A 26,335-nucleotide genomic window follows, 5' to 3' on the forward strand; every position below is an offset into this window, starting at 1 on the left:
CGGCGTTTTGCCATTTATTCACCGTCGACGACGACGGTGCAGACATCACATCGTTAAGGAGCGCATTCATGGCTGTTGGTCTTGGTCCTTTGCCCACGTTGCACCCGGTTGCCGGTTTTGAACTCGGTATCGCTTCGGCCGGCATCAAGCGCCCCGGGCGCAAGGATGTGGTGGTGATGCGTTGTGCCGAAGGCTCGACCATCGCAGGCGTGTTCACCCTGAATGCGTTTTGCGCAGCCCCTGTGATCCTCGCCAAGCAACGTGTCGAAGGCCCGGTGCGCTACCTGCTGACCAACACCGGCAATGCCAACGCCGGTACCGGCGAGCCTGGCCTGGCCGCTGCCGCGCGCACTTGCGCCAAGCTGGCGGAGTTGACCGGGGTGGACGCCAGCCAGGTGCTGCCGTATTCCACCGGGGTGATCGGCGAGCCGTTGCCCGTGGAAAAAATCGAAGGTGCCCTGCAAGCGGCGCTGGACGACTTGTCCGTGGATAACTGGGCAGCCGCGGCCACCGGGATCATGACCACCGACACCTTGCCCAAGGGCGCCAGCCGCCAGTTCGAACATGACGGCGTGACCGTCACCGTGACCGGTATCAGCAAAGGCGCGGGCATGATCCGCCCGAACATGGCAACCATGCTTGGCTACATCGCCACCGATGCCAAAGTCTCCCGCGATGTGCTGCAAAACCTGATGCTCGATGGCGCCAACAAGTCATTCAACCGCATCACCATCGACGGCGATACTTCGACCAACGACTGCTGCATGTTGATTGCCACCGGTAAAGCCAACCTGCCGGAAATCACCTCCTCCAACGGCCCGCTGTTCGCGGCGTTGAAGCAGGCGGTGTTTGAAGTGTGCATGGAAGTGGCCCAGGCCATCGTGCGCGACGGCGAAGGTGCGACCAAGTTCGTCACCGTGCAAGTCAATGGCGGCGGTAATCATCAGGAATGCCTGGATGTCGGCTACACCGTGGCCCACTCGCCACTGATCAAGACCGCGCTGTTTGCGTCCGACCCGAACTGGGGCCGCATCCTCGCAGCGGTGGGTCGCGCCGGCGTGCCGAACCTGGACGTGAGCAAGATCGACGTGTTCCTCGGTGATGTGTGCATCGCCAGCCGTGGTGCGCGCGCCGAGACCTACACCGAAGCCCAGGGCTCGGCGGTGATGCAGCAGGAGGAAATCACCATCCGTATCGAACTGGGGCGCGGTGAGTGCAGCGAAACCATCTGGACCACCGACCTGTCCCACGAATACGTGAAGATCAACGCCGAATACCGTACTTGATACCTGTCCGGGGCATTGGCAATGCCCCGCCAGGCGTAGGCTTAGAGGACGTAATACCGTGAAACGAGTTCATGTAGCAGCCGCAGTCATTCGCGGTACCGATGGCCGGATTTTGCTGGCGCGTCGCGCAGACACCCAGCACCAGGGCGGCCTCTGGGAGTTTCCTGGCGGCAAGGTGGAGGCCGATGAATCGGTTGTCACGGCACTGGGCCGAGAGCTGCAGGAAGAGCTGGGCATCCAGGTCACCACGGCCCGCCCGTTGATCAAGGTGCAACATGATTACCCGGACAAGCAGGTGTTGCTGGATGTCTGGGAGGTCTCGGGGTTTACCGGCGAGCCCCATGGCGTCGAAGGCCAGCCCCTTGAATGGGTGGCGCCACGGGACTTGCTCAACTACGAATTTCCGGCAGCCAATGCGCCTATTGTTGCCGCAGCCCGTTTGCCCGCCGACTACCTGATCACCCCTGGTGAACTGGAAACCCCGGTGTTGTTGCGCGGTATCCAGAAGGCCATTGCCGGTGGCATCAAGTTGGTCCAACTGCGTGCGCCCAACGGTTACGACCCCAAGTATCGTGACCTGGCGGTGGATGCCGTGGGTTTGTGTGCCGGCAAGGCGCAACTGATGATCAAGGGGCCGTTTGAGTGGTTGGGCGACTTTCCTTCTGCCGGCTGGCACATGACGTCGGCGCAACTGCGCAAGTACGCCAGCAAAGGCCGGCCGTTGCCCAAGGATCGTTGGTTGGCTGCGTCTTGCCACAACGCCGAGGAGTTGGCATTGGCAGAGCTGATGGACGTGGACTTTGTCACCCTGTCACCGGTGCAGCCGACCCAGACACACCCTGATGCCGAGCCGTTGGGTTGGGAGCAGGCGGCGCAGTTGATCAGTGGGTTCAGCAAGCCTGTGTATCTGCTGGGTGGGGTTGGGCCTGCCGAGCGGGAGAAGGCCTGGCAGAACGGGGCGCAAGGTGTTGCGGGAATTCGGGCGTTCTGGCCTGAGGTTTGAGTTGCCAGTGATGGCCTCATCGCGAGCAAGCCCGCGATGAGGCCCTGTCAGGCAATACAAATCCCAGCAGAATCTCAGTGCGGCTTCGCCGCTGCCTGCCACAAAATCTCGGCAACGCCCTGGCGCCTGGCAATCACCCTGGCCGCCACAAACAGCAAGTCCGACAGCCGATTGATATAGGCCAGCCCCACCCCCTCCAACGGCTCCAGCGCATTCAATTGCTGGCACCGCCGCTCGGCGCTGCGGGCCAGGCTGCGGCAAACATGGGCCTGGGCAATCAGCGCTGAACCGCCGGGCAGGATGAAGTTCTCCAGCGGCCCGACTTCTTCATTCCAGCGATCAATCGCCGCTTCCAGCCGATCCACCTCGCCCGCATTCAGCGCCTTGTAGACCGGCATCGCCAGCTCTCCGCCCAGGTCAAACAGTCGATGCTGGCACGGAGTCAGGACCTCAATCACATCCTTGAGCGCTGGATGTTGCCCGCTCTGTTCTTCAAGGCCGGCCAACAGCAAGCCCAGTTGGCTGTTGAGGCTGTCCACTTCGCCGATCGCTTCCACCCGAGGATGATCCTTGGGCACGCGGCGCCCGTCGCCCAGGCCGGTTTCACCCTTGTCGCCGGTACGGGTATAAATTTTCGACAGGCGAAAGCCCATGGTCAGTGCTCCAGTTGAGTCAGTTCGTGGGGGGCAAGCTGGCTGCCAGCCAGCGGCAGGCGCAAGGTGAAACAGGTGCCTTGGCCCAGGGTGGAGTGAACCTCCATCTGGCCCTTGTGATTGTTGGTGATGATGAAATATGAGACCGACAAACCCAACCCTGTGCCCTGGCCGATTTCCTTGGTGGTGAAGAAGGGCTCGAAGGTGCGTTTGCGCACGTTCTCGCTCATGCCGATGCCATTGTCCTCCACCTGGATCTCGGCCCAGGGCGGGTTGAGCCGGGTGCGCAGGGTGATGCGTCCAGGCTCGCTGTCGTCTTCGCGCAGGTGGATGGCCTGGGCGGCGTTTTTCAGCAGGTTGAGCAACACCTGTTCCAGCTCGTTGGCGGTGCCCGGCACCGGGCCCAGCAGCGGGTCGAACTGGCGAATGATCGCCTGGCCCTTGAAGTCGAAGCCGATGGCCAGGTCGAAATCGTTACCGGCGATCTCCACGGCCTGGTCGATCAGGGCTGGCAGGTCGCAAGGCGCCATCTGGCGGTTGCTACGGCGGCTGAAACTGAGCATATGGGTGACGATTTTCGCCGCGCGGGCGCCGGCTTGCTGGATGCCGTCGAGCAGTTGCGGGACTTCGCGGCTTTGCAGGTAGCGGTTGATCGTATCCAGTTCGACACCCAGTTGTTCGGCGTGCTCCAGGTTTTTCGGCAAATCCGGGGACAATCGCCGACGAATGTTCTGCACGTTGTGCAGGATCGCTCCCAGCGGGTTGTTGATTTCGTGAGCCATGCCGGCGGCCAGTCCGCCAACAGAGAGCATTTTCTCCGACTGCACCATCATTTCTTCAAGTGACAGGCGCTGGGTAATGTCGTCGATACGGATTACCACCCCGCGCCCGGCGCCGCCCATCAGCGGGTAAAAGGTCAGGGCGTAGTGCTTGGGTTCGTCGTCCTTGATCCAGGTGACGCGCTCGATGCGCTCCACCGTGTGCTGCTCCACCGTGGCCTTGAGCTGGGGCAGGTAGGGCTTGAGGGGTTCGAAGGCGAGGAAGATCGGCTGGTTCAGGGCTTCACCCAGGCGCGTACCGGACAGGGCGCTGGCTTCCTGGTTCCATTGCGTGACGTAGAGCTGTTCGTCCAGTGCGATCAGGGCGGAGGGCATGGAGTCGATGATACTGTTGAGATAGTTCTGGAAACCGGTGAGTTTTTTCTCGATCTTGCTGCGCACCTGGACTTCCAGTTCCAGCTTGCGGTTGGTATGCCGCGTCTCTTCGGCCAGGCCCTGGGCCTGATCATAGGCGGCCTGGGAGTCATCCCGCGCGCGCTTGAGTTGCTGCTCCCGGGCTTCAATGCGCGACAGCATGGTATTGAACGCTTCAGCCAGGCTGCCGATTTCGTCATGGTTGCCGCGACCGGCCCGCAGGGCGTAGTTCTCTTCGCGAGTCACTTGGCGCGACAATTCTTCCAGCTCATGGATGGGCCGGGTAATCAGGCGCTTGATCTGCCGGGCGATGATCATCCACAGCAATACGCTGAAAATCAGGATGCCCAGGCTGGCAGTCAGGGTGCCCGTATAAAAGGCGACTGGCAGCTCGCTGCTGGCCACCAGCAGCAAATGCCCCGAGGGCAGGCCGGGGCGGGGCAGGGTGATGACTTGATTGCTGCGAAACTCAGTAACGCGCCAGGCTTCGATATCGCGATAGTGCGCTGGCAGTTGCAGGCGATCGCCTTGTTGCAACTGCGCCAGGCGACTGCCTTCACCGTCATACAGGGCCGCCGCCCGCAGTGGCGAATAGCTGGTCAGCTCATTGAGCAGGGCATCGGCCTTGGCGGGAGAGTCCAGGGCTTGCGCGGCGAGTGCCGGGTTGGAGACCAGTCGGCCAATCGCCTGCAAGGCTTGCGGGGCCATGCTTTCCTGGGAGATCCAGTAGGCGGCGCTGATAAAGGTCAGGTTGGCCACCAGTAGCACGGTAGTCAGCAGTACCAGCAGGGCCGCCAGCAGTTTCTGCCCTACGGGGAGATTTTCGAGACGCTGGCGCAGTGGCATCAGGTTGTTCGCAGGCAAGGATCAAGTTGGCAGGGTAGCGCGTGCCTCAGTCGCTGGGCAATCCGCGTGCATCCAGGTAGCCGGCCAGGCGCACATGCAGTTGTTGCAGGTGCGGCAGGCTCAGGCGATGGCGCAAGGCCGCCTGGCAGGCATGGCCGAGCAGATAGCTGATCTCGGTCCGTCGGCCGTTGGCCACATCCTGGTACATCGACGAGAAGTTGGCCGCCGTCGCCTGGATCACCCGCTCCACTTCAGCCTGCAGATCCTGCGCCGCTGCGGGCTGGCCGCAGCACTCCAGCAGCTCGGCGAGTTCGGCACACAAGGTCGCTACCTCGCATTGATGCTCCTGCAGCCCGCCATTACGGCATTGATAGAGCACGGTCAGTGGGTTGATCGCACAGTTGAGTGCCAGTTTTCGCCAGAGGCGGGTGAGGATGTCGGTGCTCCACTGGTGGGGAATACCCGCGGCGTCTAAATCGTCTAGCCACAGCGGCGCAGTGGGGTGGCTGGCGTCACCCAGCCAGGTAAAACCGTGACCGGCGAATACCACGCGCCAATCGCTTTCGCGAAATGCGCCCTCGGTGCTGGAGGCAAAGATGCAGCGTGCCTGGGGTAATTGCGTGGCGACCGCATCCTGGCTGCCCAGGCCGTTCTGCAGCAGGATCACCTCGGCGTTGGGTGTCAGGCGTCGGGCCAGCTGTGCGACGGCGTCAGGTGCGTCGTAGGCTTTACACGCGACCAGCAGGCGATCAATGGGCTCGGGGCTGTCGGAGGTTTGTGCCATGACCGGATACGTGCGGGCCAGGCCCTGCTCGACCAGGGTCAGCCCCGGCGATGCCTGATAGCGGGCCAAGCGCTCCTTGTCACGCAGGATCAGTTGCACCGGCAGGCCTGCACGCGCCAGGCGTGTGGCCCACAAGGTGCCAAGACTGCCAGCACCGAGGACATGCCAAGTGGTGGACATCAATTTTGCTCCATAAGCCGTTGGGTGAGCCGTTATAATGCCCGGGAATTTTACCCGCAAGCCGGGTGCGCTCCATCTTTACTGAGCCGTGCCCCTTTTTACTGGAGAAACTACATGCCGTCGTTCGACGTGGTATCTGAACTGGACAAGCACGAAGTCACCAACGCCGTCGAGAACGCCGTCAAGGAGCTGGACCGTCGTTATGACTTGAAAGGCAAGGGCAGCTTCGAGTTCAAGGAAAAGGACCTGACGGTCAACCTGACCGCTGAAGCCGATTTCCAGCTGGAAGCGATGATCGAGATCCTCAAGCTGGCCCTGGTCAAGCGCAAGATCGATGTGCAGTGCCTTGAAGTCAAGGATGCCTATGCGTCGGGCAAGTTGATGAAGCAGGAAGCCGTGCTCAAAGAAGGTATCGACAAGGAGTTGGCAAAGAAAATCGTCGCTCACGTCAAGGACGCCAAGCTCAAGGTCCAGGCGGCGATCCAGGGCGAGCAGGTGCGTATCACCGGCAAGAAGCGCGACGACTTGCAGGACGCGATTGCCGCCCTGCGCGCCAAAACCTTCGATATGCCGCTGCAGTTCAATAACTTCCGCGACTGATCCGGTTTTGGGGAACCCGTGGGGCTTTTCGACGTCCCACGCCCCAGAACTTGCAGAAACGATTGAGCCCTCCGGGGCTCAATTGCTGTGGCGACCTTTATAGGCAGTGGTAAACAGGAGAATCTAGATGGACTTGAATGCTGAAATGGATCAATTGATCAAGGCTTCCCAAGCCTGGGTCCCGATGATCATGGAATACGGCAGCCGGGTATTGCTGGCGGTGCTGACCCTGGCCATAGGCTGGTGGCTGATCAACAAACTGACCCACAAGGTAGGGCGCCTGCTGGCCCTGCGCAATGCCGACCTGGCGTTGCAGGGCTTTGTGACCAGCCTTGCGAACATCGTGCTCAAGGTGATGCTGATCGTCAGCGTGGCCTCGATGATCGGTGTCGAAACCACCTCGTTTGTCGCGGCGATTGGTGCTGCAACCCTGGCCATTGGCCTGGCGTTGCAAGGCAGCCTGGCCAACTTTGCCGGTGGCGTGCTGATCCTGCTGTTCCGTCCGTTCCGTATCGGTGACTGGATCGAAGCCCAGGGGACCTCGGGGACTGTCGACAGCATCCAGATCTTCCACACGGTGATCCGTACCGGTGACAACAAGACGGTCATCGTGCCTAACGGCATCTTGTCCAACGGCATTATTACCAACACCAACCGCCAGCCGACCCGCAAGGTGGTGTTTGACGTGGGTGTGGATTATGAAGCCGACCTGCAAAAAGCCCGTGAAGTGTTGTTGGAGCTGGCCAAGGACCCACGGGTTTTGGCGGACCCAGAGCCTGTCGCAGTGATTTCGACCTTGGGTGACAGTTCGATCACGGTTTCCCTGCGTGTATGGACCAAGACGGCGGATTATTGGGACGTGCTGTTCATGTTCAATGAACTGGCGCGGGATCGGTTGAAGGCGGCCGGGATTGATATTCCATTCCCGCAGCGCGTTATTCGCGTGATGCAGGAAGCGCCTGCCAAGTAATAACGAGGTAAGGATCGAACTTGGCTTAATGGTCAAGTTTTATCAAGCCATTGAACTCGATAGCTAGCTTGCTAGTTATCGGATTTGCAGTAATAAAAGCGTAATAAAAAAGCCGCGCACTGGTTAACAGTGAGCGGCTTTTTCATATAAGGGCCGAAGCCCTAGATCATCGTTGCAATCTAACGGCGGATTACAGGATGTTCAGCGGGTATTGCGCGATCAGACGCAGTTCGTCGATCGACGGCGAGCCGTAGTACACACCATCACCGGAACGGTAGGTGGCTTGACGCAAGCGCAGGCTCAAGTCTTTGGCCGGACCTTCCTGGATGACGTACTTGGCTTCCAGGTCGCGTTCCCATTCTTTACCGTTGTTGGTGGTGGCGGTATTGGCGCCGCTACCTGTGACATAACGAGCCATGAAGCTCAGGCCTGGAATGCCGAAGGTGGCCATGTTGATGTCGTAACGCGCCTGGTACGACTTCTCGCCTTCGGCGTTGAAGTCGGAACGGGCGATGGAGTTGGCCAGGAATACTGTGCCGCCGCCGTCTACGCCGTAGCCATAATCACCGTCACCGGTAACCTTTTGTGCGGCCAGGGTGAAGGTGTGCGCACCGATAGTGTAGGCACCCTGCAAGCTGAAGGCGCGGTTGTCGAGCTTGGTGCTGCCGTCCTTGTAGGCACGTTGCTTGCCTTCGCCATCGCTCTTGGTGTCGTAGATGTTGAAGTCGAGAGCAAAGGATTGATCCTCGCTCAACGCGTGGGTCCAGTTGATGTTGTTGTAGATCTTACGGAAGAAATCTTCTGTTTTTGCGTAGTAGAGGCTAGCGGTCAGCTCTGGGGTGAAGGAGTAGACGCCACCTGCAAAGTCGGTTTTCGTCAGGCCCAGGCTGTCATGGTAAGTCTGGCTTTGTGAAACGCTCGACGTGAAGTGACCGCCTTCTAGTTTCAGGCCCTTGATCTCGTTGCTGGTCAGCGAGATGCCTTGTGGTAGTTCAGGCAGCAGGCGGCTGTCATCGGAAGCGAATACAGGCGCAGTGGTGTACTGGTCGCCGACTTTCAAGACGGTATCGGAGATACGGAACTTGATGGCACCGCCGCCCTTGGAGTACTGGTCCTGGGAGCGACCATCCGAACCCTGAGGAAACAGGCCGGTCCCCGCACGGCCTTTGCCACTGTCGAGCTTGACGCCCAGCAGGCCGATCACGTCAAAACCAACACCAACGGTGCCCTGGGTGTAGCCCGACTCAAACAGGGCGTTGAAGCCCAGGCCGGTTTCTTCGGCGCGACTTTTACGTTTGCCGTTGACGGTCTCGTAGCCTTCCAGTGGTTCGTTGCGGAAGTCCCGGCTGAAGTACAGGGCGCGAGTGTTGACGCCGAAAGTGCTGTCTTCGATAAGTCCCTTGGACTCGTCCTGAGAGGACGCCATTGCGAACTGCGAGGTGCCTGCTGAAACAGCGAGGGCGATCATGCTCCACTTCATCACGCGCATCGTGATTTGCTCCTTTGGTTTTAGGAAGAGTACTGCCGTCCCACCTGTATTTTTGTCTGGGAGGCTCTTTCTTTTTTGTGACAGCGCAAACTTATAGCACGCTGGCAATAATTGGCGATACGTACACATCTATCCTTTCAGCTTCTTTACGAGGCTGTCGTAAATTGCTAGATCCGTGTCGCAAATCTACAGTCTGTTTGTCACCAGACTGACAACTTCAATACTGTTTTTAATACCCTGGACAAGGGTGGAAAGTACCCCTGTTCAAAGTTTTAAAACTTCCTTTTTTTGTATTGACTCACTGTTCTTTTTATCGTGAAACACTGCCTTCCTGGCAGGTGTCGTTGTCGACGTTATGGGAGTGAATGCAACAAGCGTGCACAAACTGCCAGGCGAATGTCATTTTTTCGTGAAAAATGTGGTGAGTCTGTGAAAACCGCATAACCACGGGGCTTTTGCGTAGTTTTTTTTGGAATTCATGGCTCGGGTTGTGCGGGATTTCGAACGAGTAAAAGTGTGTTCCTGTCAGAAATGTTACCGGTTCACCCTTCGGAGTGAGTAATTGGCGGATAGCCCTTGCCCGGTGTGGGGCATAAAAGACCCATTTTGGTGCGTTCGCGCCCGGCGGTGTGATTGCCTGTTGGTGTCGCGCCGATTGCCCCGTGAAGCAGCCGCCATTCGCAGGTATGCTGGGCGCCTGAAACTGACTAGCCGAACGGAGTGACTGCGGTGTTCGCCTTGGATCCACGTCTGCAAAACGACACTTTGCCTATCGGGGATTTCCCCCTGTGCCGGCTGCTGCTGTCCAACGACTCTAACTACCTCTGGCTTATCCTGGTGCCGCGCATTGCCGGCATCAGCGAAGTGTTCCAGCTTGATGCGGATGACCAGTCCCGGTTGTGGCGCGAAACCACCACGTTGGCGCAGTTGCTCAATGACGGGTTCGGCGCCGATAAAATGAACATTGGCGCCCTGGGCAACGTGGTCAGCCAGTTGCACGTGCACGTGATTGTGCGCAAGCGCGACGATGTGGCCTGGCCTGCTCCGGTCTGGGGCAAGCACCCGGCGTTGCCTTATACCGACGATCAGGTCGCGGTGATTCGTACCCGCCTGCGCGAACTGTTGCCGCCCGACTTCATTTTTACCCAGGACTGAACCATGGACTTGCAAGATCGTGTGACGGACCTTGAGAGCCGCCTGGCTTTCCAGGACGACACCATCGAGACATTAAATGACATTCTGGTCGCCCAGCAGCGGGCGGTAGAGCGCCTGCAATTGCAGATGACAGCCTTGCTCAAGCGTCAGGAAGAGATGGGTGGGCAGTTCGAATCCTCCGAGGAAGAAGCACCACCGCCTCATTATTGAGTGTGCTGTAAAGCGCCTGGCAATAAAAAACCGCGATGCAGTATCAACTGCATCGCGGTTTTTTTTGCACCTGATCTGGGGTCAGCGACGCGGCAGGGCCGCGATCACGTCTTCAGCTTGCAGGCCTTTGTCACGGTTCATGACGGAGAATTCCACGCGCTGGCCTTCTACCAGGACGCGATGGCCTTCGCCGCGAATGGCCCGGAAGTGGACGAAGATATCGTCGCCCGAGTCCCGGGAAATAAAGCCGAAGCCTTTGGAGGTATTGAACCACTTGACGGTCCCGGTATCCCGGTTGGTCATGTCGTAGTTTTGCGAGGTGGCCGGAGCAGACGAGCGGTAGAAGCTGATAGCCAGGTGAAGAACAATAGCGACCAGGGCAATCACCAGGCTGAGCAGGATGGCCGGATGGCCGCCGACTTCAGGCATGGGGGCCAGGAGGGTGAGGGTTTGTACGACGACAGTCAGCACCAGCAATGCGCTGACCAGGTTTTGCAGTTGATGGCGTGTGCCTTTGTTCCAGTAAGGAATGACTGGCGCCAGCGTCAGGTTGAGAAGGCCGAACAGAGCCAGGTACAGCGCGTCGTGTTGTTGCAGGTACGGCAGGCTTTCTGGTTGCAGGCTCGGGATAAAGGACAGCAGCAAAGCTGCAGCGCCCGTTAGCAGGTGGACGATTTTCAACATTTTGATTAACTCACGTTAAGACGGATCACAAGGAAGAGCTGATTGGCACGGTTCGCTTCTGAACAATGGGAGGCGTTGGGCACGTGCGCGGGTATTCAGCCTATGCCGCTTGCCGCAGGAAATAGCGGTGGCGACACGCTGCCTATTTAACAGCAAAGCCTGTGCCTTCTCAAATCAAGCGTTTCAAGGCGTTGCGAAGATCATGGCATTTCTGCGCTAAACCCTTGTCCTAGACAGGTGCGGGTGTTTTTCGCCGCCCCAGGCCTTGTCGCGCGCGCTGCCAAGGGGCGATTTGCCGCAGGCCGCCTGTGGCGCCAGGGCTGCGCAAGGCGAGCACTCTTGCTAGAGTGGGTAAGCACCTGATCAATGAATTTTCATCAATTGAAGGGAATAAACATGGCAATCGATATCGGTATCAGCGAAGAAGATCGTAAATCCATTGTTGACGGACTTTCACGGCTGCTTTCAGATACCTATGTACTTTATCTGAAAACCCATAACTTTCATTGGAACGTCACGGGGCCGCAGTTTCGTACATTGCACTTGATGTTTGAAGAGCAATATAACGAACTGGCGCTGGCAGTTGACTCCATTGCCGAACGTATTCGAGCCCTGGGTTTTCCTGCCCCGGGTGCTTACTCTATCTATGCCCGTCTGTCTTCTATCAAGGAAGAGGAAGGCGTACCCAGTGCTGAAAACATGATCAAGCAACTTGTCGATGGGCAGGAAGCTGTTACCCGCACGGCACGCGGAATCTTCCCGTTGCTCGATAAAGTCAGTGATGAGCCGACGGCGGACTTGCTGACCCAGCGCATGCAAATTCACGAAAAAACTGCCTGGATGCTGCGCTCACTGCTCGAAGGCAAGTAAATGTCGTGAGCCAGTGACGCCAGGCAGGCGTCACTGGCTTCACCTGATTCCTTCCGGTTACATACGTTGGCTTGTCCTACGAACAGTGACTCTCTGTCTTCTGGCTGCACTTGCCTGCTTGCTGTTTTATAGGCCCAACGGCCAATAACAGCCGTTTGTTCAAGAGCCGTTTGGCAAGGGAGTGTCAAGTGTATGTCGCGTAGTATGGGTAAAGGTGCGCTGGAAACTTCCGGCTTCTACAAGATAAAGATCGATCCCTTCGTCAAAGGATTCGATATGGCGTTGGCGCGGCCATTGTCGCGTTCGGTCCGGTTGAATGGTTTTTCGACATGCCTGCGGCTTGAAGAAGTCTATTGGAACATTCTGGGTGAAATAGCCAGGATCAATACGTGTTCGGTCAGTGCACTGCTGTCTTACGTGGATCGCGAAGTGCATTTGCGTTATGGCGGGGTGAAGAATTTCAGCGGCCTGGTCAGGGTGGTGTGTGTGGTTCATGCGTTGAAAGGGCAGGCGGCAACGGCACATCAGGCCGGCCTTGTGTAGCCGGGGTGCCCTTGATTGGAGGGGCGCGGGTGTCTCTATAGAGTGCGCTGTACGTTGCCACGGCTGCACAGCCTCGATTTAACGGATATAATCTCGCCCTTTGCTGCGCATACCGGCTGGTACGGGGCGCAGCGCAGCAGTGACGTGATCGCCGAGACATCCCATGCCCATGTACGATTATCAATGCGCTTCCTGTGGTCATCAGTTGGAAGCCATTCAAAAGATCAGCGACGCGCCGTTGGTCGATTGCCCTGCTTGCCGGGCACCCGAGCTGAAAAAGATGTTGTCCATGCCGGGCTTTCGCCTGAGCGGTAGCGGCTGGTACGAGACCGACTTCAAGACCGGCTCGAAGAAGAACCTGGCCGGCGGCGACAAAGCAGACTGAGTTGAACTCTACGCGCGAGCTCCTGCATTATCCGTGGCCTGACTTACAAGGTGCGGTGATCGAGCAGGCACTCCACCGAATTTCGAATTACGAGAAGTGAAACCACTACCATGATGCGCAGCCACTATTGCGGCCAACTGAACGAGACCCTGGAAGGTCAGGAAATTACCCTTTGCGGATGGGTTCACCGTCGTCGCGACCATGGCGGGGTGATTTTCCTCGATATCCGTGATCGTGACGGTCTGGCCCAAGTGGTATTCGACCCGGATCGTGCCGAGAGCTTCGCCGCCGCCGATCGCGTGCGCAGCGAGTACGTGGTGAAAATCACCGGCAAGGTTCGCCTGCGTCCGGCCGGTGCCACCAACGCCAACATGGCGTCGGGCATGATCGAAGTCCTGGGCTACGAGCTGGAAGTGCTGAACGAGTCGGAAACCCCGCCGTTCCCACTCAACGAGTTCTCCGACGTTGGCGAAGAAACCCGCCTGCGTTATCGCTTCCTCGACCTGCGTCGCCCGGAAATGGCCGAGAAGCTGCGTCTGCGTTCGCGCATGACCACCAGCATCCGTCGTTTCCTCGACGAGAACGGCTTCCTCGACGTAGAAACGCCGATCCTGACCCGGGCTACCCCGGAAGGTGCGCGTGACTACCTGGTGCCAAGCCGTACCCACGCCGGTAGCTTCTTTGCCCTGCCGCAATCGCCGCAGCTGTTCAAGCAACTGCTGATGGTCGCCGGTTTTGACCGTTACTATCAGATCGCCAAGTGCTTCCGTGACGAAGACCTGCGCGCCGATCGCCAGCCGGAATTCACCCAGATCGACATCGAGACCAGCTTCCTCGATGAAAAAGAGATCATGGGCCTGACCGAAGAAATGATCCGCAACCTGTTCAAGGAAGTGCTGGGCCTGGAATTCGGCGAGTTCCCGCACATGACCTTCGAAGAGGCCATGCGCCGCTACGGTTCCGACAAGCCAGACCTGCGTAACCCGCTGGAACTGGTCGACGTTGCCGACCAGCTCACGGAAGTCGACTTCAAGGTGTTCAGCGGCCCGGCCAACGACCCGAAATGCCGCATCGCCGCACTGCGTGTGCCAGGCGGGGCGAGCATGCCGCGCAAGCAGATCGACGACTACACCAAGTTCGTCGGCATCTACGGCGCCAAGGGCCTGGCTTACATCAAGGTCAACGAGCGCGCGAATGGCGTTGATGGTCTGCAATCGCCGATCGTCAAGAACATCCCTGAGGACAAGCTCAATGTGATCCTCGATCGCGTGGGTGCAGTTGACGGCGATATCGTGTTCTTCGGTGCCGACAAGGCCAAGATCGTCAGTGAAGCCTTGGGTGCATTGCGCATCAAGCTCGGTCACGACTTGAAACTGCTGACGTGTGAGTGGGCACCGATGTGGGTCGTCGACTTCCCGATGTTCGAAGAGAACGACGACGGTAGCTTCAGCGCCTTGCACCACCCGTTCACCGCGCCCAAGTGCACACCGCAAGAGCTGGAAGCCAATCCGGCTGGCGCTCTGTCCCGCGCCTACGACATGGTGCTCAACGGCACTGAGCTGGGGGGCGGTTCGATCCGTATCCACCGCAAAGAAATGCAACAGTCGGTCTTCCGCCTGCTGGGTATCAACGAAGCGGAACAGGAAGAGAAGTTCGGCTTCCTGCTCGACGCCCTGAAATATGGCGCTCCACCCCACGGTGGCCTGGCCTTCGGCCTTGACCGCCTGGTGATGCTGATGACCGGCGCGCAGTCGATCCGTGAAGTGATTGCCTTCCCGAAAACCCAGAGTGCTGCGGACGTCATGACCCAGGCTCCAGGTGTGGTGGATGCCAAGGCACTGCGCGAGCTGCACATCCGTCTGCGCGAGGCGCCGAAGGCTGAGTAAGGCTGCGGCGTGAAAGCGCGATAAGGTTGTACGCAGTCAAAAAGGCGCATCTTCGGATGCGCCTTTGCGTTTAAAAGAGGGAAATCTCGCCTGGGGCGGGATTGAAAGGTTTCTAGAGAATTTCGGAGTTGTGTTATGGCTGGCCATTCCAAGTGGGCGAACATCAAGCACCGCAAAGAGCGTCAGGATGCCAAGAAAGGCAAGATCTTCACCAAGTGGATTCGCGAACTGACCGTCGCTGCCCGCCAGGGCGGCGGTGATCCAGGCTCCAACCCACGCCTGCGCCTGGCGCTGGACAAGGCCCTGGGCGCCAACATGAGCCGCGACATCATCGACCGCGCCGTGGCCCGTGGTGCCGGTGCGGCCGATACCGACGACATGGTCGAGCTGACCTACGAAGGCTACGGCCCGGGCGGCGTCGCGGTGATGGTCGAATGCATGACCGACAACCGCAACCGCACCGCGGCGGCTGTACGCCATGCGTTCAGCAAGTGTGGCGGCAACCTGGGCACGGATGGTTCGGTGGCCTATCTGTTCGAGCGCAAGGGGCAGATTACCTTTGCGCCGGGTACGGATGAAGACGCGCTGATGGAAGCCGCGATGGAGGCGGATGCCGACGACGTGGTGACCAACGAAGACGGCTCCATCGACGTATTCACCTCGTTCGCCGGCTTCTATGCGGTGCGTAACGCCTTGGAAGCCGCAGACTTCAAAGGCACCGATGCGGAAATCGTCATGCTGCCGACCACCAGCGCCGAGCTGGACCTGGATGGTGCGCAGAAAGTGCTGAAGATGCTGGATATGCTTGAAGACCTGGATGATGTGCAGAACGTCTACTCCAACGCCGACATCCCGGAATCCGTCGCCGAACAGCTAACTTAAGCGCGATGAAAATCTAATGTGGGAGCTGGCTTGCCTGCGATAGCGGTTTATCAGATACAGAATTTCTGACTGAAACACCGCTATCGCGGGCAAGCCCGCTCCCACATTGGATCTATATGTACCCATAAACCTGCAGGCGTTATGACTTTAATCCTAGGTATCGACCCCGGTTCGCGCATCACCGGCTTTGGCGTGGTGCAGCACACTCCGCGTGGCTGCATCTACGTTGCCTCGGGGTGTATCCGTACCGGTGCTGGCGAGTTGGCCGAGCGCTTGCAGATCGTCTATCGCGGTGTGCGTGAAGTGATCCAGACCTACGGGCCGGTGACCATGGGCATTGAAAAGGTCTTCATGGCCAAAAACGCCGACTCGGCCCTGAAGCTGGGCCAGGCCCGAGGCGCTGCAATTGTTGCCGGCGCGGAGGAGGGCATGGAAATAGCCGAATACACCGCAACCCAGGTCAAGCAGGCCGTGGTCGGCACCGGTGCGGCCAATAAGGAGCAGGTGCAGATGATGGTCATGCATATGCTCAAGCTCACCTCAAAGCCACAGATCGACGCCTCTGACGCCCTGGCTATCGCCATTTGCCATGCGCACACCCGTTCCAGCCTGTTGCCCCATGGCCTTGGTACGGCACGCAGTCGTGGCGGGCGCCTGCGTCTCTGATAGCATCAGCGCAATCGTTATTTCCGGTCAGGCCTCGATCTGACCTCAAGCTTTAAGGATCTGAACCGTGATTGGACGCTTGCGCGGCACCCTGGCTGAGAAACAGCCGCCGCACCTGATTCTGGATGTAAATGGGCTGGGGTATGAGCTGGAAGTGCCCATGACCACCCTGTACCGCCTACCGTCGGTCGGTGAGCCGATAACCCTGCACACCCATCTGGTGGTGCGCGAAGACGCGCAACTACTCTATGGTTTCATCGGCAAGCGCGATCGCGACTTCTTTCGCGAGCTGATCCGCCTTAATGGTGTCGGCCCGAAATTGGCCCTGGCATTGATGTCGAGCCTGGAAGTGGATGAGTTGGTACGTGCCGTTTCCGCCCAGGACACCTCCGCATTGACCAAGGTGCCGGGTGTGGGCAAGAAAACCGCCGAGCGCCTGCTGGTGGAACTCAAGGACCGCTTTAAAGCCTGGGAAGTGGTGCCGAGCATGTTTGCCTTGGTGCCAAACCAGCCGGATATGCCGGCGGCCCAGGTTGCCAGTGCTGAAAGCGACGCCGTCAATGCGCTGATCTCCCTGGGCTACAAGCCCCAGGAAGCCAGCAAGGCAGTGTCAGCCATCAAGGACAAGAACCTGAGTGCCGAAGACATGATCCGCCGAGCCCTGAAGGGAATGATTTAAGTGATTGAAGCTGATCGTCTGATTGCCGCCACCGGCCCTCGTGACCGTGAAGAAGTCCAGGACCGGGCCATCCGCCCCGTCAGCCTTGCCGACTATATTGGCCAGCCGACCGTGCGCGAGCAGATGGAGTTGTTCATCCAGGCCGCACGCGGGCGCAGCGAGTCCCTGGATCACACGCTGATCTTTGGTCCACCGGGCCTGGGCAAGACCACCCTGGCCATGATCATCGCCCAGGAAATGGGGGTGTCGATCAAGTCTACGTCTGGTCCTGTATTGGAGCGCCCGGGGGATTTGGCGGCACTGCTGACCAATCTTGAGCCTCATGATGTGCTGTTCATCGACGAAATCCACCGGTTATCGCCCATCGTCGAAGAAGTGCTGTACCCGGCCATGGAAGACTTCCAGCTGGATATCATGATTGGCGAAGGGCCGGCTGCGCGCTCGATCAAGCTCGACCTGCCGCCGTTTACCCTGGTGGGCGCTACTACGCGCGCTGGGATGCTGACTAACCCGTTGCGAGACCGTTTCGGCATTGTTCAACGTCTAGAGTTCTACAGCACTGTGGATCTGGCGACGATTGTCAGTCGTTCGGCCGGGATTCTCGGTTTGCCGCTGGACCCGGAAGGTGCCTATGAGATTGCCCGCCGGGCTCGTGGCACGCCACGTATTGCCAACCGCTTGCTGCGGCGGGTGCGTGACTTTGCGCAAGTGCGCGCCAAGGGCCATATCACCAAGGCCGTGGCCGACCTGGCACTGAACCTGCTGGATGTCGATGAACATGGTTTCGACCATCAAGACCGGCGCCTGCTGCTGACCATGATCGAGAAGTTCGATGGTGGGCCGGTGGGCGTGGACAGCCTGGCTGCTGCCATCAGTGAAGAACGTCATACCATCGAGGATGTGCTGGAGCCGTACCTGATTCAACAGGGTTACATCATGCGTACACCGAGGGGCCGTGTGGTCACGCGCCATGCGTATTTGCACTTCGGGTTAAACATTCCGTCACGATTGGGGGAGATGCCTGTGGTAGACGAATTCCTCGATGCAGTGGACGATTAAAAAGGCATGGCGAGTCGATTTATTCGACGTTTGTGCTGTCCTAGTGGCTGGCGTCGTCATTCTTTCGTTAGAAATGTTGCAGAGAATGAAAAACAGTTGCCTGGCCGGATTGGCAACCTGAGGAGTAAGCACTAGAGTATGCGCGCGCAAAACGGGGATCAGTCGTTCGCACATCGCTGTCGCGTTTATTACGAGGACACCGATGCGGGCGGCATCGTGTATTACGTCAACTACCTGAAATTCATGGAGCGGGCTCGAACCGAGCGGCTGCGGGAGCTGGGCTTTGCCCAATCCCAGCTTGCAGGGGAGGACCTGTTATTTGTCGTGCATTCCAGCGAGGCCCGTTACCACGCGCCGGCGCGACTGGACGATGAATTGCTGGTCAGCGCAGAAGTAATCGAATTGAACCGTGTCAGCCTGCGCTTTAAACAGCAGATCAGGCGGGCAACGGATGCAACGCTGCTCTGTGAGGGGCAGTTCCTGGTGGCGTGTGTGCGCACCAATAGTTTGAAACCCCGGGCCATTCCCGAAGCTTTACGTGCGGCCTTTGCCGGCGTGAGCGGCGCCGGTAAACAATCAGAGCAGGAGATTTAGCGTGGAACCTACCGTCGTCGACCATTCCTCCATGTGGAGCCTGGTCAGCAATGCCAGTGTCGTGGTTCAACTGGTGATGCTGACCCTGGTAGCCGCATCGGTTACCTCATGGGTCATGATTTTTCAGCGCAGCAACCTGCTGCGCGCCGGTCGACGTGCCCTGGAGAGCTTCGAAGAGCGCTTCTGGTCGGGTATCGACCTGTCCAAGCTGTATCGCCAGGCAGGCAGCAACCCGGACCCGGATTCGGGCGTCGAGCAGATCTTCCGCGCCGGCTTCAAGGAGTTCTCCCGCCTGCGCCAGCAGTCCGGCGTTGACCCGGAAGCGGTCATGGAAGGTGTGGCCCGTGCGATGCGCGTAGCGATCTCCCGTGAGGAAGAAAAGCTCGAACAGAGCCTGCCGTTCCTCGCCACCGTCGGTTCGGTCAGCCCGTATATCGGCCTGTTCGGTACCGTCTGGGGCATCATGAACTCCTTCCGTGGCCTGGCAACGGCCCAGCAAGCGACCCTGGCCACCGTGGCCCCGGGTATCGCCGAAGCGCTGATCGCCACTGCCATCGGCCTGTTCGCTGCAATCCCCGCAGTAATTGCCTACAACCGTTTCGCTGCAACCAGTGAGACCTTGATCAGCCGTTACTACACCTTCGCCGATGAGTTCCAGGCGATCCTGCACCGTAAAGTGCACACCAGCGAAGAATAAGCAGGTAATTCCCAATGGCTTTAATCGCTCGAGCGCGCAAAAAGCGCAAGCCGGTCGCCGAGATGAACGTAGTGCCTTACATCGACGTGATGTTGGTGCTGCTGGTGATCTTCATGGTGACCGCGCCGATGCTCAATCAGGGTGTGAAGGTTGATCTGCCCAAGGTTTCCAGCGAAGCCTTGCCGCAGGACAACAACACCCAGGTCCTGACCATTTCGATCAAGGCTGACAAGACCTACTACTGGAACCTTGGCAGCGAAGTCGACACCCAGAAGCAACAGGACAAGGCCATGACCTTGCCGCAGATGACTGACGCCGTGACCAAGATCATCCGCGCCGGCAACGAAGGCGGCAAGCACACCCAGGTGTTCATTCGTGGCGACAAGGTTGTCGATTACGGATCCGTCATGGGTGCCATGGGCGGGCTGCAGAAGGCCGGGGTCGGTAATGTTGGCTTGATTACCGAGGCGCCCTGATGCAGCAACAGCGAGAGCCGTCCGCCTCGGAAAGCTACTTCTGGCCTAGCGTCTGGGCAATTGCCCTGCACGTTCTGGTGTTTGGCATGCTGTTTGTCAGCTTTGCCATGACCCCTGAGCTGCCGCCAGCCAAGCCGATCGTGCAGGCGACCCTGTATCAGCTGAAATCGAAAAGTCAGGCCACCACCCAGACCAATCAGAAGATTGCGGGTGAGGCCCAGAAGTCGGCTGCGCGCCAGACTGAAGTCGAACAGATGGAACAGAAGAAGGTCGAGCAGGAAGCGGTGAAGGCTGCTGCGGAACAAAAGAAAGAAGAGGCGGCTCAAAAGGCCGAGGAATCGAAAAAGGCTGACGAAACCAAGAAGGCTGACGAGGCGAAAAAGGCTGATGAAGCCAAGAAAGCCGAGAAAGCTGCCGAAGCGAAAAAAGCCGAAGAGAAACAATTGGCTGATATAGCCAAGAAGAAGTCTGAAGAAGAAGCCAAGAAAGCAGCTGAAGAAGAGGCCAAGAAAAAGGCCGCTGAAGAAGCCAAGAAAAAGATAGTCGAAGACGCGAAGAAGAAAGCCGCCGAAGACGCCAAGAAAAAATCCGAAGCAGACGAGGCGAAGAAAAAAGTCGCCGACGACGCGAAGAAGAAAGCTGCCGCCGATGCCTCGAAGAAAAAGGCCCAGGAAGCAGCGCGCAAATCCGCCGAAGAGAAAAAGGCCCAGGCCCTGGCAGATTTGCTTTCCGACACGCCGCAACGTCAGCAGGCCCTGGCCGATGAACGTGGTGACGAAGTCGCGGGCAGTTTCGACGATCTGATTCGCGCGCGCGCAGCAGAAGGCTGGACTCGTCCACCTTCGGCACGCAAAGGCATGACAGTGGTACTGCAGATCGGCATGTTGCCGGACGGTACGGTGACTTCGGTCAGTGTGGCCAAGTCCAGTGGCGACGGTTCGTTCGACAGTTCAGCGGTTGCAGCGGTCAAGAACATTGGCCGGTTGACCGAGATGCAGGGAATGAAACCAAGCGACTTCGCTCCCTATCGTTCATTCAAGATGACATTCACACCTGAGGATCTAGCCTTGTGAGAAACCTTCTTCGAGGAATGCTTGTCGTTATTTGCTGCATGGCAGGGATAGCGGCGGCGGATGAAAAGAACATCCTGGTAACCAGCGGTAGCGATCGGGCCACCCCGATTGCAGTAGTACCGTTTGGCTGGCAGGGCGGCAGCGTGCTGCCGGACGATATGGCGGAAATCATCGGTAATGACCTGCGCAACTCGGGTTACTACGCGCCAATCCCGAAACAGAACATGATCAGCCAGCCGACCACCGGCAGCGAAGTGATCTACCGTGACTGGAAAGCCCTCGGCGCCCAGTACCTGATGGTAGGCAGCATCGTGCCAGCGGGCGGTCGCCTGCAGGTGCAATACGCCTTGTTCAACGTGGCCACCGAGCAGCAAGTGCTGACCGGCAGCGTGTCGGGCAGCGTCGACCAACTGCGAGACATGGCGCACTACATCGCCGACCAATCGTTCGAAAAACTGGTGGGTATCAAAGGTGCGTTCTCTACCCGCATGCTGTACGTGACGGCTGAGCGTTTCTCGGTGAACAACACGCGCTACACCCTGCAACGTTCGGACTACGACGGTGCTCGTGCAGTGACCCTGTTGCAGTCGCGCGAGCCGATCCTGTCGCCGCGTTTTGCGCCCGATGGCAAGCGTATCGCCTACGTGTCGTTTGAGCAGAAGCGCCCGCGCATCTTCGTTCAGCACATCGATACCGGTCGCCGTGAGCAGATCACCAACTTCGAAGGCCTGAACGGTGCGCCTGCCTGGTCGCCGGATGGCAATCGCCTGGCATTTGTACTGTCCAAGGACGGTAACCCGGATATCTACGTGATGAACCTCGGTTCGCGCCAGATCACCCGTGTCACTTCCGGCCCTGGCATCAACACCGAACCGTTCTGGGGCAAGGATGGTTCGACCATCTACTTCACGTCAGACCGTGGCGGCAAACCGCAGATCTATAAGAGCAGTGTTGGCGGTGGTGGTGCAGAACGTGTGACCTTTATCGGCAACTACAACGCCAATCCGAAGCTTTCGGCCGATGAAAAGACCCTGGTAATGATCCATCGCCAGGATGGTTTCACTAATTTCAAGGTGGCGGCCCAGGATTTGCAGCGCGGAAGCGTAAAAATCCTCACAGATAGCACTCTTGATGAGTCGCCTACTGTTGCGCCCAACGGCACCATGGTAATCTACGCCACCCGCCAGCAGGGCCGGGGAGTCTTGATGCTCGTGTCCATTAATGGACGCGTAAGGCTCCCGCTTCCTACCGCACAAGGCGAAGTCAGAGAACCGTCCTGGTCCCCTTACCTGAACTGACGCGGCGCTACAAAAAGAAGTACTTAACACACTGGGGTTCATTAGGAGTTTCACGATGGAAATGCTGAAGTTTGGTAAGTTTGCTGCTCTGGCTCTGGCTCTGTCCGTAGCCGTTGGTTGCTCGTCTAAAGGCGGCGACAATGCCGGTGAAGGCGCAGCTGTTGATCCAAACGCTGGTTACGGCGCCAACACTGGTGCAGTTGACGGCTCCCTGAGCGAAGAAGCTGCTCTGCGCGCGATCACCACTTTCTACTTCGAATACGACAGTTCGGACCTGAAGCCAGAAGCCATGCGCGCTCTGGACGTTCACGCGAAAGACCTGAAAGGTAACGGCGCTCGCGTTGTACTGGAAGGCAACACCGACGAACGTGGTACTCGTGAGTACAACATGGCACTGGGCGAGCGTCGTGCGAAAGCCGTTCAGCGCTACCTGGTACTGCAAGGCGTTTCCCCAGCTCAGCTGGAACTGGTTTCCTACGGTGAAGAGCGTCCAGTTGCTACCGGCAACGACGAGCAATCCTGGGCTCAAAACCGTCGCGTCGAACTGCGTAAGTAATTCGTCATGCGAACGTGCCGTCGTGTTGTAACCGTATTGGCTCTCAGCCTCGCACCGCTTGTGGTGTGGGCTGCGGTTCCCGTGGAAGATAGCAACTCTGGCTATAACAATAGTGGGAGCAGCTATCCACCTGCAGGTTATGGCACGAACGGCGCCTATGCGGGAGGAGCGGCCACGGCCGCTCCTTCGGCACAGGGCGAACTGTTCAACCAACTGCAACGCATGCAGGATCAATTGGCGCAGCAACAAGGCACCATTGAAGTTCTGCAGAATGAGGTGCGTCAGCTCAAGCAAGAAGGCCTGGAGCGTTACCAGGATCTTGACCGACGTATAGGAGCCGGTGTTACACCTGCCGCTACTCCTGATAATTCTTCTGCCGGTGGCGCTGCAAGCGCCGCCGGTGGTGCAGCCGCGGCTCCGGCAGCGAGCAGCGAACCGGGTGATCCGGCGAAGGAAAAGCTGTATTACGATGCAGCCTTCGACCTGATCAAGGCCAAGGATTTCGACAAGGCCAGCAAGGCGTTCACCGCTTTCCTGGGTCGTTATCCAAACAGCCAGTACGCTGGGAATGCCCAGTACTGGCTGGGTGAGGTCAACCTGGCCAAGGGTGATGTGCAAGGTGCAGGCCAGGCATTTGCCAAGGTCAGCCAACTTTACCCCAAGCATGCCAAAGTGCCTGATTCGCTGTACAAGCTGGCTGATGTAGAGCGCCGCCTGGGTCATACCGACAAGGTCAAAGGCATTCTGCAGCAGGTAGTGGCCCAATATCCGGGTACATCTGCCGCCCAGTTGGCCCAGCGCGATTTGCAACGTTTGTAAGCACTGCTGTCCCGCTTGGAAGAAACCCGCGCCTGTCGCGGGTTTTTTCGTTAGAATCCACGCCCTTTTATGAAATACGCTTCTTGGGGTTCACGCTTTGCCGGGATCCCATGAAGTGCCTGACGGAGGCGGACAGCCTGTTTAGCTGTTACGCCCGTGGCGACTATGCAAGACACATTACGCATCACCGAAGTTTTTTACTCGTTACAGGGTGAAACGCGCACTGCCGGCCTGCCCACAGTATTTGTGCGCCTCACCGGCTGCCCGTTGCGCTGCCAGTACTGTGACAGCGCCTACGCCTTCAGTGGCGGCACCATCCGCACCCTCGACGACATCCTGGAGCAGGTTGCAGGCTTTCGGCCGCGCTACGTCTGTGTGACGGGTGGCGAGCCCCTGGCCCAGCCCAATGCCATTCCTTTGCTCAAGCAGCTGTGTGATGCCGGTTACGAGGTGTCACTGGAAACCAGTGGTGCCCTGGACATTTCAGCGGTCGACCCTCGCGTCAGTCGAGTGGTTGACCTGAAGACCCCGGACTCCAAGGAAGCGCATCGCAACCGTTATGAAAACATCGACCTGCTGACCGCCAACGATCAGGTCAAGTTTGTCATTTGCTCGCGGGACGACTATGACTGGGCCAACTCCAAGCTGATCCAATACGGCCTGGACCGGCGCGCCGGCGAGGTGCTGTTTTCCCCCAGCCACCATGACTTGAACGCTCGCGACCTCGCTGATTGGGTGGTCGCCGACAACCTGCCGGTGCGCCTGCAATTGCAGCTGCATAAATACCTTTGGAACGACGAGCCAGGACGCTGAAATGACTGAACAAACCACTGATCAAAAACGTGCCGTAATCCTGCTGTCTGGCGGCCTCGACTCCGCCACCGTGGTCGCCATGGCCCGCGCCGAGGGTTACAGCTGCTACACCATGAGCTTCGATTACGGCCAGCGCTCCCATGCCGAGCTGGACGCCGCCGCCCGTGTTGCCCGCGACCTCGGTGTGGTGGAGCACAAGGTGATCGGCCTGAACCTCAATGGCATTGGCGGCTCGGCCTTGACCGACAGCACCATCGACGTGCCTGAGGCGCCGACTGAGGGCATCCCGGTCACTTATGTGCCGGCCCGTAACACCGTGTTCCTCTCGCTGGCCCTGGGCTGGGCAGAGGTGCTCGACGCCCGCGACATCTTTATCGGCGTCAACGCCGTGGACTACTCCGGCTACCCGGACTGTCGCCCAGAGTTCGTCGAGTCGTTCGAGCGCATGGCCAACCTGGCGACCAAGGCCGGCGTAGAAGGGCGTGGCTTCCGTATCCAGGCGCCCCTGCAAAACCTGAGCAAGGCCGATATCGTCAAGGCGGGTGTAAGGCTTGGTGTCGATTACTCGCTGACTGTGTCCTGCTACCAGGCAGACAATGACGGTCGTGCTTGTAGGAAATGTGACAGCTGCCGCCTGCGTGCAGAAGGCTTCCAAGCGGCCGGAATTACTGACCCAACGCGTTATTTCTGATTTATTTAAAATAAGGTGTTGAATAATCCTTAGAAATCAGTATTATACGCGCCACCACACAGCGGGTCGTTAGCTCAGTTGGTAGAGCAGTTGGCTTTTAACCAATTGGTCGTAGGTTCGAATCCCACACGACCCACCATTTTTGGCGGTTTAGAAAATCCGGAAGGCCCACGCAAGTGAGGATTTCCGGGTTTTTTTTTGCCTTGTGCCAAGACAAGCCAGGCGTTCATCGATTCAGGCCCCTGGCTCAGTTTCCTCGGCTGAGCCCTCTGCAAGCCTCTGAGTTCTATTGTTGCTCAGCCTTGGCGTGCCCATTCATCCACGGGCTGTAGTCCACAAACACATAGCCTGTCGGCAGGCCCTGAGGGTGGCTGTCAAACCCCGGCATTTGTCGCAGGTCCAGCAGTTTGCACTGCGTGACGAGACGTTGCTGCAGCGCGCTATCCACCTTGAAGCCTTGTAGTCGATACGGGCTTTGATTCAGGTTGACCATGCACTCACTGACTTTGCCTTGTGCATCGGCGATGAAGTGGAAGCTGGCTACGCCGATACTGTCGATGGCATGTCCGGCAAACAGTTGCTCACGGAAGAAGCGGATCTGCTTATAGAAATCGATGCGGGCCGTATGCTTTTGTTGCTCCTCCTCCGACATGCCGAGCAGAGGGGTGAATACCATGGGCGCGACAATCACCTGAGTGTCCTTGGCATCGGCGAAGACCTTGGGTGAGACCTCGGGAAACAGGGTGGTCCAACACAGGTCAGTCACCAGTTTGCCCAGCTTGGCCTGGCGCAGGTTGTTCAGGTCTTGGTTGGGTAGCAGGGTTCCGCGTTTGGTCGAGCAATCCACTACATGGTTCTGCGCGTCGACGGTCATGATCATATTCATCACGCCTGTCAGTTCTTGCTCATTGGCAGCTAGGGCATAGCTGCGCAGTATCATTTGGAAAGTGGTGACGAATTTTTCATCCTTTTGTTGCATTTGTGCTGCCGCCAAGGCCGCTGCCTGTTCGGGCGTGTGACTCTGGCAGCCGGACAGTGAAAGTAGGCTTGCACCGAACAATGCCAGAAGCCAGCGGGACGAAGAAGACGTGTTGAATTCCATTTCTTGGGGCTCGTACACAAATAGACTGGGGAAATGTAGACGGGAACCATTCTCACCCATCAAGCGCTAAAGTGCGATTCGAAATAACAAAAACCGTGGCGCTGGAGTGTTTGGTTGTAACGACTGACGGTTGATTCTGCCTATGTTTGATCTATAGATCTTCTTTGTCTATATTTGAGTCTATAGATTCATT

The 26,335-nt window shown here is 58.3% G+C and carries 29 protein-coding genes and 1 tRNA gene; 24 read left to right on the plus strand and 6 right to left on the minus strand.

The window, feature by feature from the left end; translation table 11 throughout:
• The first annotated feature begins 68 nt into the window (after positions 1 to 68).
• Both argJ and H097_RS22060 read left to right on the plus strand, forming a co-directional pair.
• On the plus strand, positions 69 to 1,286 hold the full coding sequence (argJ, locus tag H097_RS22055; RefSeq protein WP_032862477.1) for a bifunctional glutamate N-acetyltransferase/amino-acid acetyltransferase ArgJ: 1,218 nt from the start codon (positions 69 to 71) through the stop codon (positions 1,284 to 1,286).
• Between the two features lie 58 nt (positions 1,287 to 1,344).
• Positions 1,345 to 2,289, plus strand: a complete 945-nt coding sequence (locus tag H097_RS22060) for a Nudix family hydrolase (RefSeq protein ID WP_032862478.1) — start codon at positions 1,345 to 1,347, stop codon at positions 2,287 to 2,289.
• Between the two features lie 74 nt (positions 2,290 to 2,363).
• Here the strand turns inward: H097_RS22060 and H097_RS22065 are convergent, their stop codons facing one another.
• The 3 genes from H097_RS22065 to H097_RS22075 are packed head-to-tail and all read right to left on the minus strand — an operon-like array spanning position 2,364 to position 5,945.
• Positions 2,364 to 2,942: a cob(I)yrinic acid a,c-diamide adenosyltransferase gene (locus H097_RS22065; protein WP_032862480.1), complete on the minus strand. Its 579-nt coding sequence runs from the start codon at positions 2,940 to 2,942 to the stop codon at positions 2,364 to 2,366.
• Positions 2,943 to 2,944: 2 nt separating this feature from the next.
• The gene (locus tag H097_RS22070) at positions 2,945 to 4,981 is read right to left on the minus strand and encodes a HAMP domain-containing sensor histidine kinase (RefSeq protein ID WP_032862623.1); all 2,037 of its coding nucleotides are present in this window, start codon (positions 4,979 to 4,981) and stop codon (positions 2,945 to 2,947) included.
• A gap of 46 nt (positions 4,982 to 5,027) precedes the next feature.
• Positions 5,028 to 5,945: a putative 2-dehydropantoate 2-reductase gene (locus H097_RS22075; RefSeq protein ID WP_032862481.1), complete on the minus strand. Its 918-nt coding sequence runs from the start codon at positions 5,943 to 5,945 to the stop codon at positions 5,028 to 5,030.
• 114 nt (positions 5,946 to 6,059) lie between these two features.
• Here H097_RS22075 and H097_RS22080 point away from each other — a divergent pair, with 114 nt between their 5' ends.
• Together H097_RS22080 and H097_RS22085 are read left to right on the plus strand one after the other, a co-directional pair.
• Entirely contained in the window at positions 6,060 to 6,545 is a 486-nt protein-coding gene (locus H097_RS22080; protein ID WP_032862482.1) for a YajQ family cyclic di-GMP-binding protein, read from the plus strand.
• A 127-nt stretch (positions 6,546 to 6,672) separates the two neighbouring features.
• Positions 6,673 to 7,515, plus strand: a complete 843-nt coding sequence (locus tag H097_RS22085; protein WP_032862483.1) for a mechanosensitive ion channel family protein — start codon at positions 6,673 to 6,675, stop codon at positions 7,513 to 7,515.
• 190 nt (positions 7,516 to 7,705) lie between these two features.
• Here H097_RS22085 and H097_RS22090 read toward each other — a convergent pair whose 3' ends face one another.
• Positions 7,706 to 9,004 (minus strand): OprD family porin, encoded by a 1,299-nt coding sequence (locus H097_RS22090; protein WP_032862484.1) that lies wholly within the window; start codon positions 9,002 to 9,004, stop codon positions 7,706 to 7,708.
• Between the two features lie 729 nt (positions 9,005 to 9,733).
• On the opposite strand from H097_RS22090, the gene H097_RS22095 reads away from it, so the two are divergent.
• Together H097_RS22095 and H097_RS22100 are read left to right on the plus strand one after the other, a co-directional pair.
• The gene (locus tag H097_RS22095) at positions 9,734 to 10,159 is read left to right on the plus strand and encodes an HIT domain-containing protein (protein WP_032862485.1); all 426 of its coding nucleotides are present in this window, start codon (positions 9,734 to 9,736) and stop codon (positions 10,157 to 10,159) included.
• A 3-nt stretch (positions 10,160 to 10,162) separates the two neighbouring features.
• Complete coding sequence (locus H097_RS22100) at positions 10,163 to 10,369, plus strand: SlyX family protein (protein WP_010169958.1); 207 nt, start codon at positions 10,163 to 10,165, stop codon at positions 10,367 to 10,369.
• 81 nt (positions 10,370 to 10,450) lie between these two features.
• On the opposite strand, the gene H097_RS29040 is transcribed toward H097_RS22100, so the two are convergent.
• Positions 10,451 to 11,053, minus strand: coding sequence for a cold-shock protein (locus H097_RS29040; protein WP_032862487.1), 603 nt, complete (start codon positions 11,051 to 11,053; stop codon positions 10,451 to 10,453).
• A gap of 396 nt (positions 11,054 to 11,449) precedes the next feature.
• Here H097_RS29040 and H097_RS22110 point away from each other — a divergent pair, with 396 nt between their 5' ends.
• The 18 genes from H097_RS22110 to H097_RS22195 all read left to right on the plus strand — a co-directional run bounded on the left by H097_RS22110 (position 11,450) and on the right by H097_RS22195 (position 25,179).
• Complete coding sequence (locus tag H097_RS22110; RefSeq protein WP_029300319.1) at positions 11,450 to 11,923, plus strand: Dps family protein; 474 nt, start codon at positions 11,450 to 11,452, stop codon at positions 11,921 to 11,923.
• A gap of 192 nt (positions 11,924 to 12,115) precedes the next feature.
• Positions 12,116 to 12,466, plus strand: a complete 351-nt coding sequence (locus H097_RS22115) for a ribbon-helix-helix domain-containing protein (RefSeq protein ID WP_032862489.1) — start codon at positions 12,116 to 12,118, stop codon at positions 12,464 to 12,466.
• Between the two features lie 163 nt (positions 12,467 to 12,629).
• On the plus strand, positions 12,630 to 12,851 hold the full coding sequence (locus H097_RS22120) for a zinc ribbon domain-containing protein (RefSeq protein WP_032862490.1): 222 nt from the start codon (positions 12,630 to 12,632) through the stop codon (positions 12,849 to 12,851).
• Positions 12,852 to 12,961: 110 nt separating this feature from the next.
• Positions 12,962 to 14,737, plus strand: a complete 1,776-nt coding sequence (aspS, locus tag H097_RS22125; protein WP_032862492.1) for an aspartate--tRNA ligase — start codon at positions 12,962 to 12,964, stop codon at positions 14,735 to 14,737.
• A gap of 135 nt (positions 14,738 to 14,872) precedes the next feature.
• Positions 14,873 to 15,619, plus strand: coding sequence for a YebC/PmpR family DNA-binding transcriptional regulator (locus H097_RS22130; protein WP_032862493.1), 747 nt, complete (start codon positions 14,873 to 14,875; stop codon positions 15,617 to 15,619).
• Between the two features lie 141 nt (positions 15,620 to 15,760).
• Positions 15,761 to 16,285 carry a crossover junction endodeoxyribonuclease RuvC gene (gene ruvC / locus H097_RS22135; RefSeq protein WP_032862494.1) on the plus strand — a complete coding sequence of 175 codons (525 nt, stop codon included), beginning with the start codon at positions 15,761 to 15,763 and terminating at the stop codon, positions 16,283 to 16,285.
• A 67-nt stretch (positions 16,286 to 16,352) separates the two neighbouring features.
• Entirely contained in the window at positions 16,353 to 16,964 is a 612-nt protein-coding gene (gene ruvA / locus H097_RS22140; RefSeq protein WP_003193868.1) for a Holliday junction branch migration protein RuvA, read from the plus strand.
• Complete coding sequence (ruvB, locus tag H097_RS22145) at positions 16,965 to 18,023, plus strand: Holliday junction branch migration DNA helicase RuvB (RefSeq protein ID WP_032862495.1); 1,059 nt, start codon at positions 16,965 to 16,967, stop codon at positions 18,021 to 18,023.
• A gap of 138 nt (positions 18,024 to 18,161) precedes the next feature.
• On the plus strand, positions 18,162 to 18,617 hold the full coding sequence (ybgC, locus tag H097_RS22150) for a tol-pal system-associated acyl-CoA thioesterase (protein ID WP_032862496.1): 456 nt from the start codon (positions 18,162 to 18,164) through the stop codon (positions 18,615 to 18,617).
• 1 nt (position 18,618) lies between these two features.
• Positions 18,619 to 19,314 (plus strand): protein TolQ, encoded by a 696-nt coding sequence (gene tolQ, locus H097_RS22155; RefSeq protein WP_032862498.1) that lies wholly within the window; start codon positions 18,619 to 18,621, stop codon positions 19,312 to 19,314.
• Between the two features lie 23 nt (positions 19,315 to 19,337).
• The gene (tolR, locus tag H097_RS22160; protein ID WP_161635741.1) at positions 19,338 to 19,790 is read left to right on the plus strand and encodes a protein TolR; all 453 of its coding nucleotides are present in this window, start codon (positions 19,338 to 19,340) and stop codon (positions 19,788 to 19,790) included.
• Positions 19,790 to 20,863: a cell envelope integrity protein TolA gene (gene tolA, locus H097_RS22165; protein WP_032862500.1), complete on the plus strand. Its 1,074-nt coding sequence runs from the start codon at positions 19,790 to 19,792 to the stop codon at positions 20,861 to 20,863. Before tolR ends, tolA begins: the two co-directional genes overlap by 1 nt.
• Before the next feature lie 17 nt (positions 20,864 to 20,880).
• Positions 20,881 to 22,161 carry a Tol-Pal system beta propeller repeat protein TolB gene (gene tolB, locus H097_RS22170; protein ID WP_174553290.1) on the plus strand — a complete coding sequence of 427 codons (1,281 nt, stop codon included), beginning with the start codon at positions 20,881 to 20,883 and terminating at the stop codon, positions 22,159 to 22,161.
• A gap of 55 nt (positions 22,162 to 22,216) precedes the next feature.
• Positions 22,217 to 22,717: a peptidoglycan-associated lipoprotein Pal gene (gene pal, locus H097_RS22175; RefSeq protein ID WP_029300299.1), complete on the plus strand. Its 501-nt coding sequence runs from the start codon at positions 22,217 to 22,219 to the stop codon at positions 22,715 to 22,717.
• A 6-nt stretch (positions 22,718 to 22,723) separates the two neighbouring features.
• Complete coding sequence (gene ybgF / locus H097_RS22180) at positions 22,724 to 23,536, plus strand: tol-pal system protein YbgF (RefSeq protein WP_032862503.1); 813 nt, start codon at positions 22,724 to 22,726, stop codon at positions 23,534 to 23,536.
• A gap of 165 nt (positions 23,537 to 23,701) precedes the next feature.
• Complete coding sequence (gene queE / locus H097_RS22185) at positions 23,702 to 24,349, plus strand: 7-carboxy-7-deazaguanine synthase QueE (protein WP_032862505.1); 648 nt, start codon at positions 23,702 to 23,704, stop codon at positions 24,347 to 24,349.
• A gap of 1 nt (position 24,350) precedes the next feature.
• Positions 24,351 to 25,040, plus strand: a complete 690-nt coding sequence (gene queC / locus H097_RS22190; RefSeq protein WP_032862506.1) for a 7-cyano-7-deazaguanine synthase QueC — start codon at positions 24,351 to 24,353, stop codon at positions 25,038 to 25,040.
• 63 nt (positions 25,041 to 25,103) lie between these two features.
• A tRNA-Lys gene (locus tag H097_RS22195) sits at positions 25,104 to 25,179 on the plus strand.
• A gap of 147 nt (positions 25,180 to 25,326) precedes the next feature.
• Here H097_RS22195 and H097_RS22200 read toward each other — a convergent pair.
• Entirely contained in the window at positions 25,327 to 26,202 is an 876-nt protein-coding gene (locus H097_RS22200) for a hypothetical protein (protein ID WP_157695990.1), read from the minus strand.
• Positions 26,203 to 26,335: the final 133 nt, after the last annotated feature.

Origin of the sequence: Pseudomonas sp. FH4 (assembly GCF_000510915.2) — a bacterium.
GTDB classification, from domain to species: domain Bacteria; phylum Pseudomonadota; class Gammaproteobacteria; order Pseudomonadales; family Pseudomonadaceae; genus Aquipseudomonas; species Aquipseudomonas brenneri.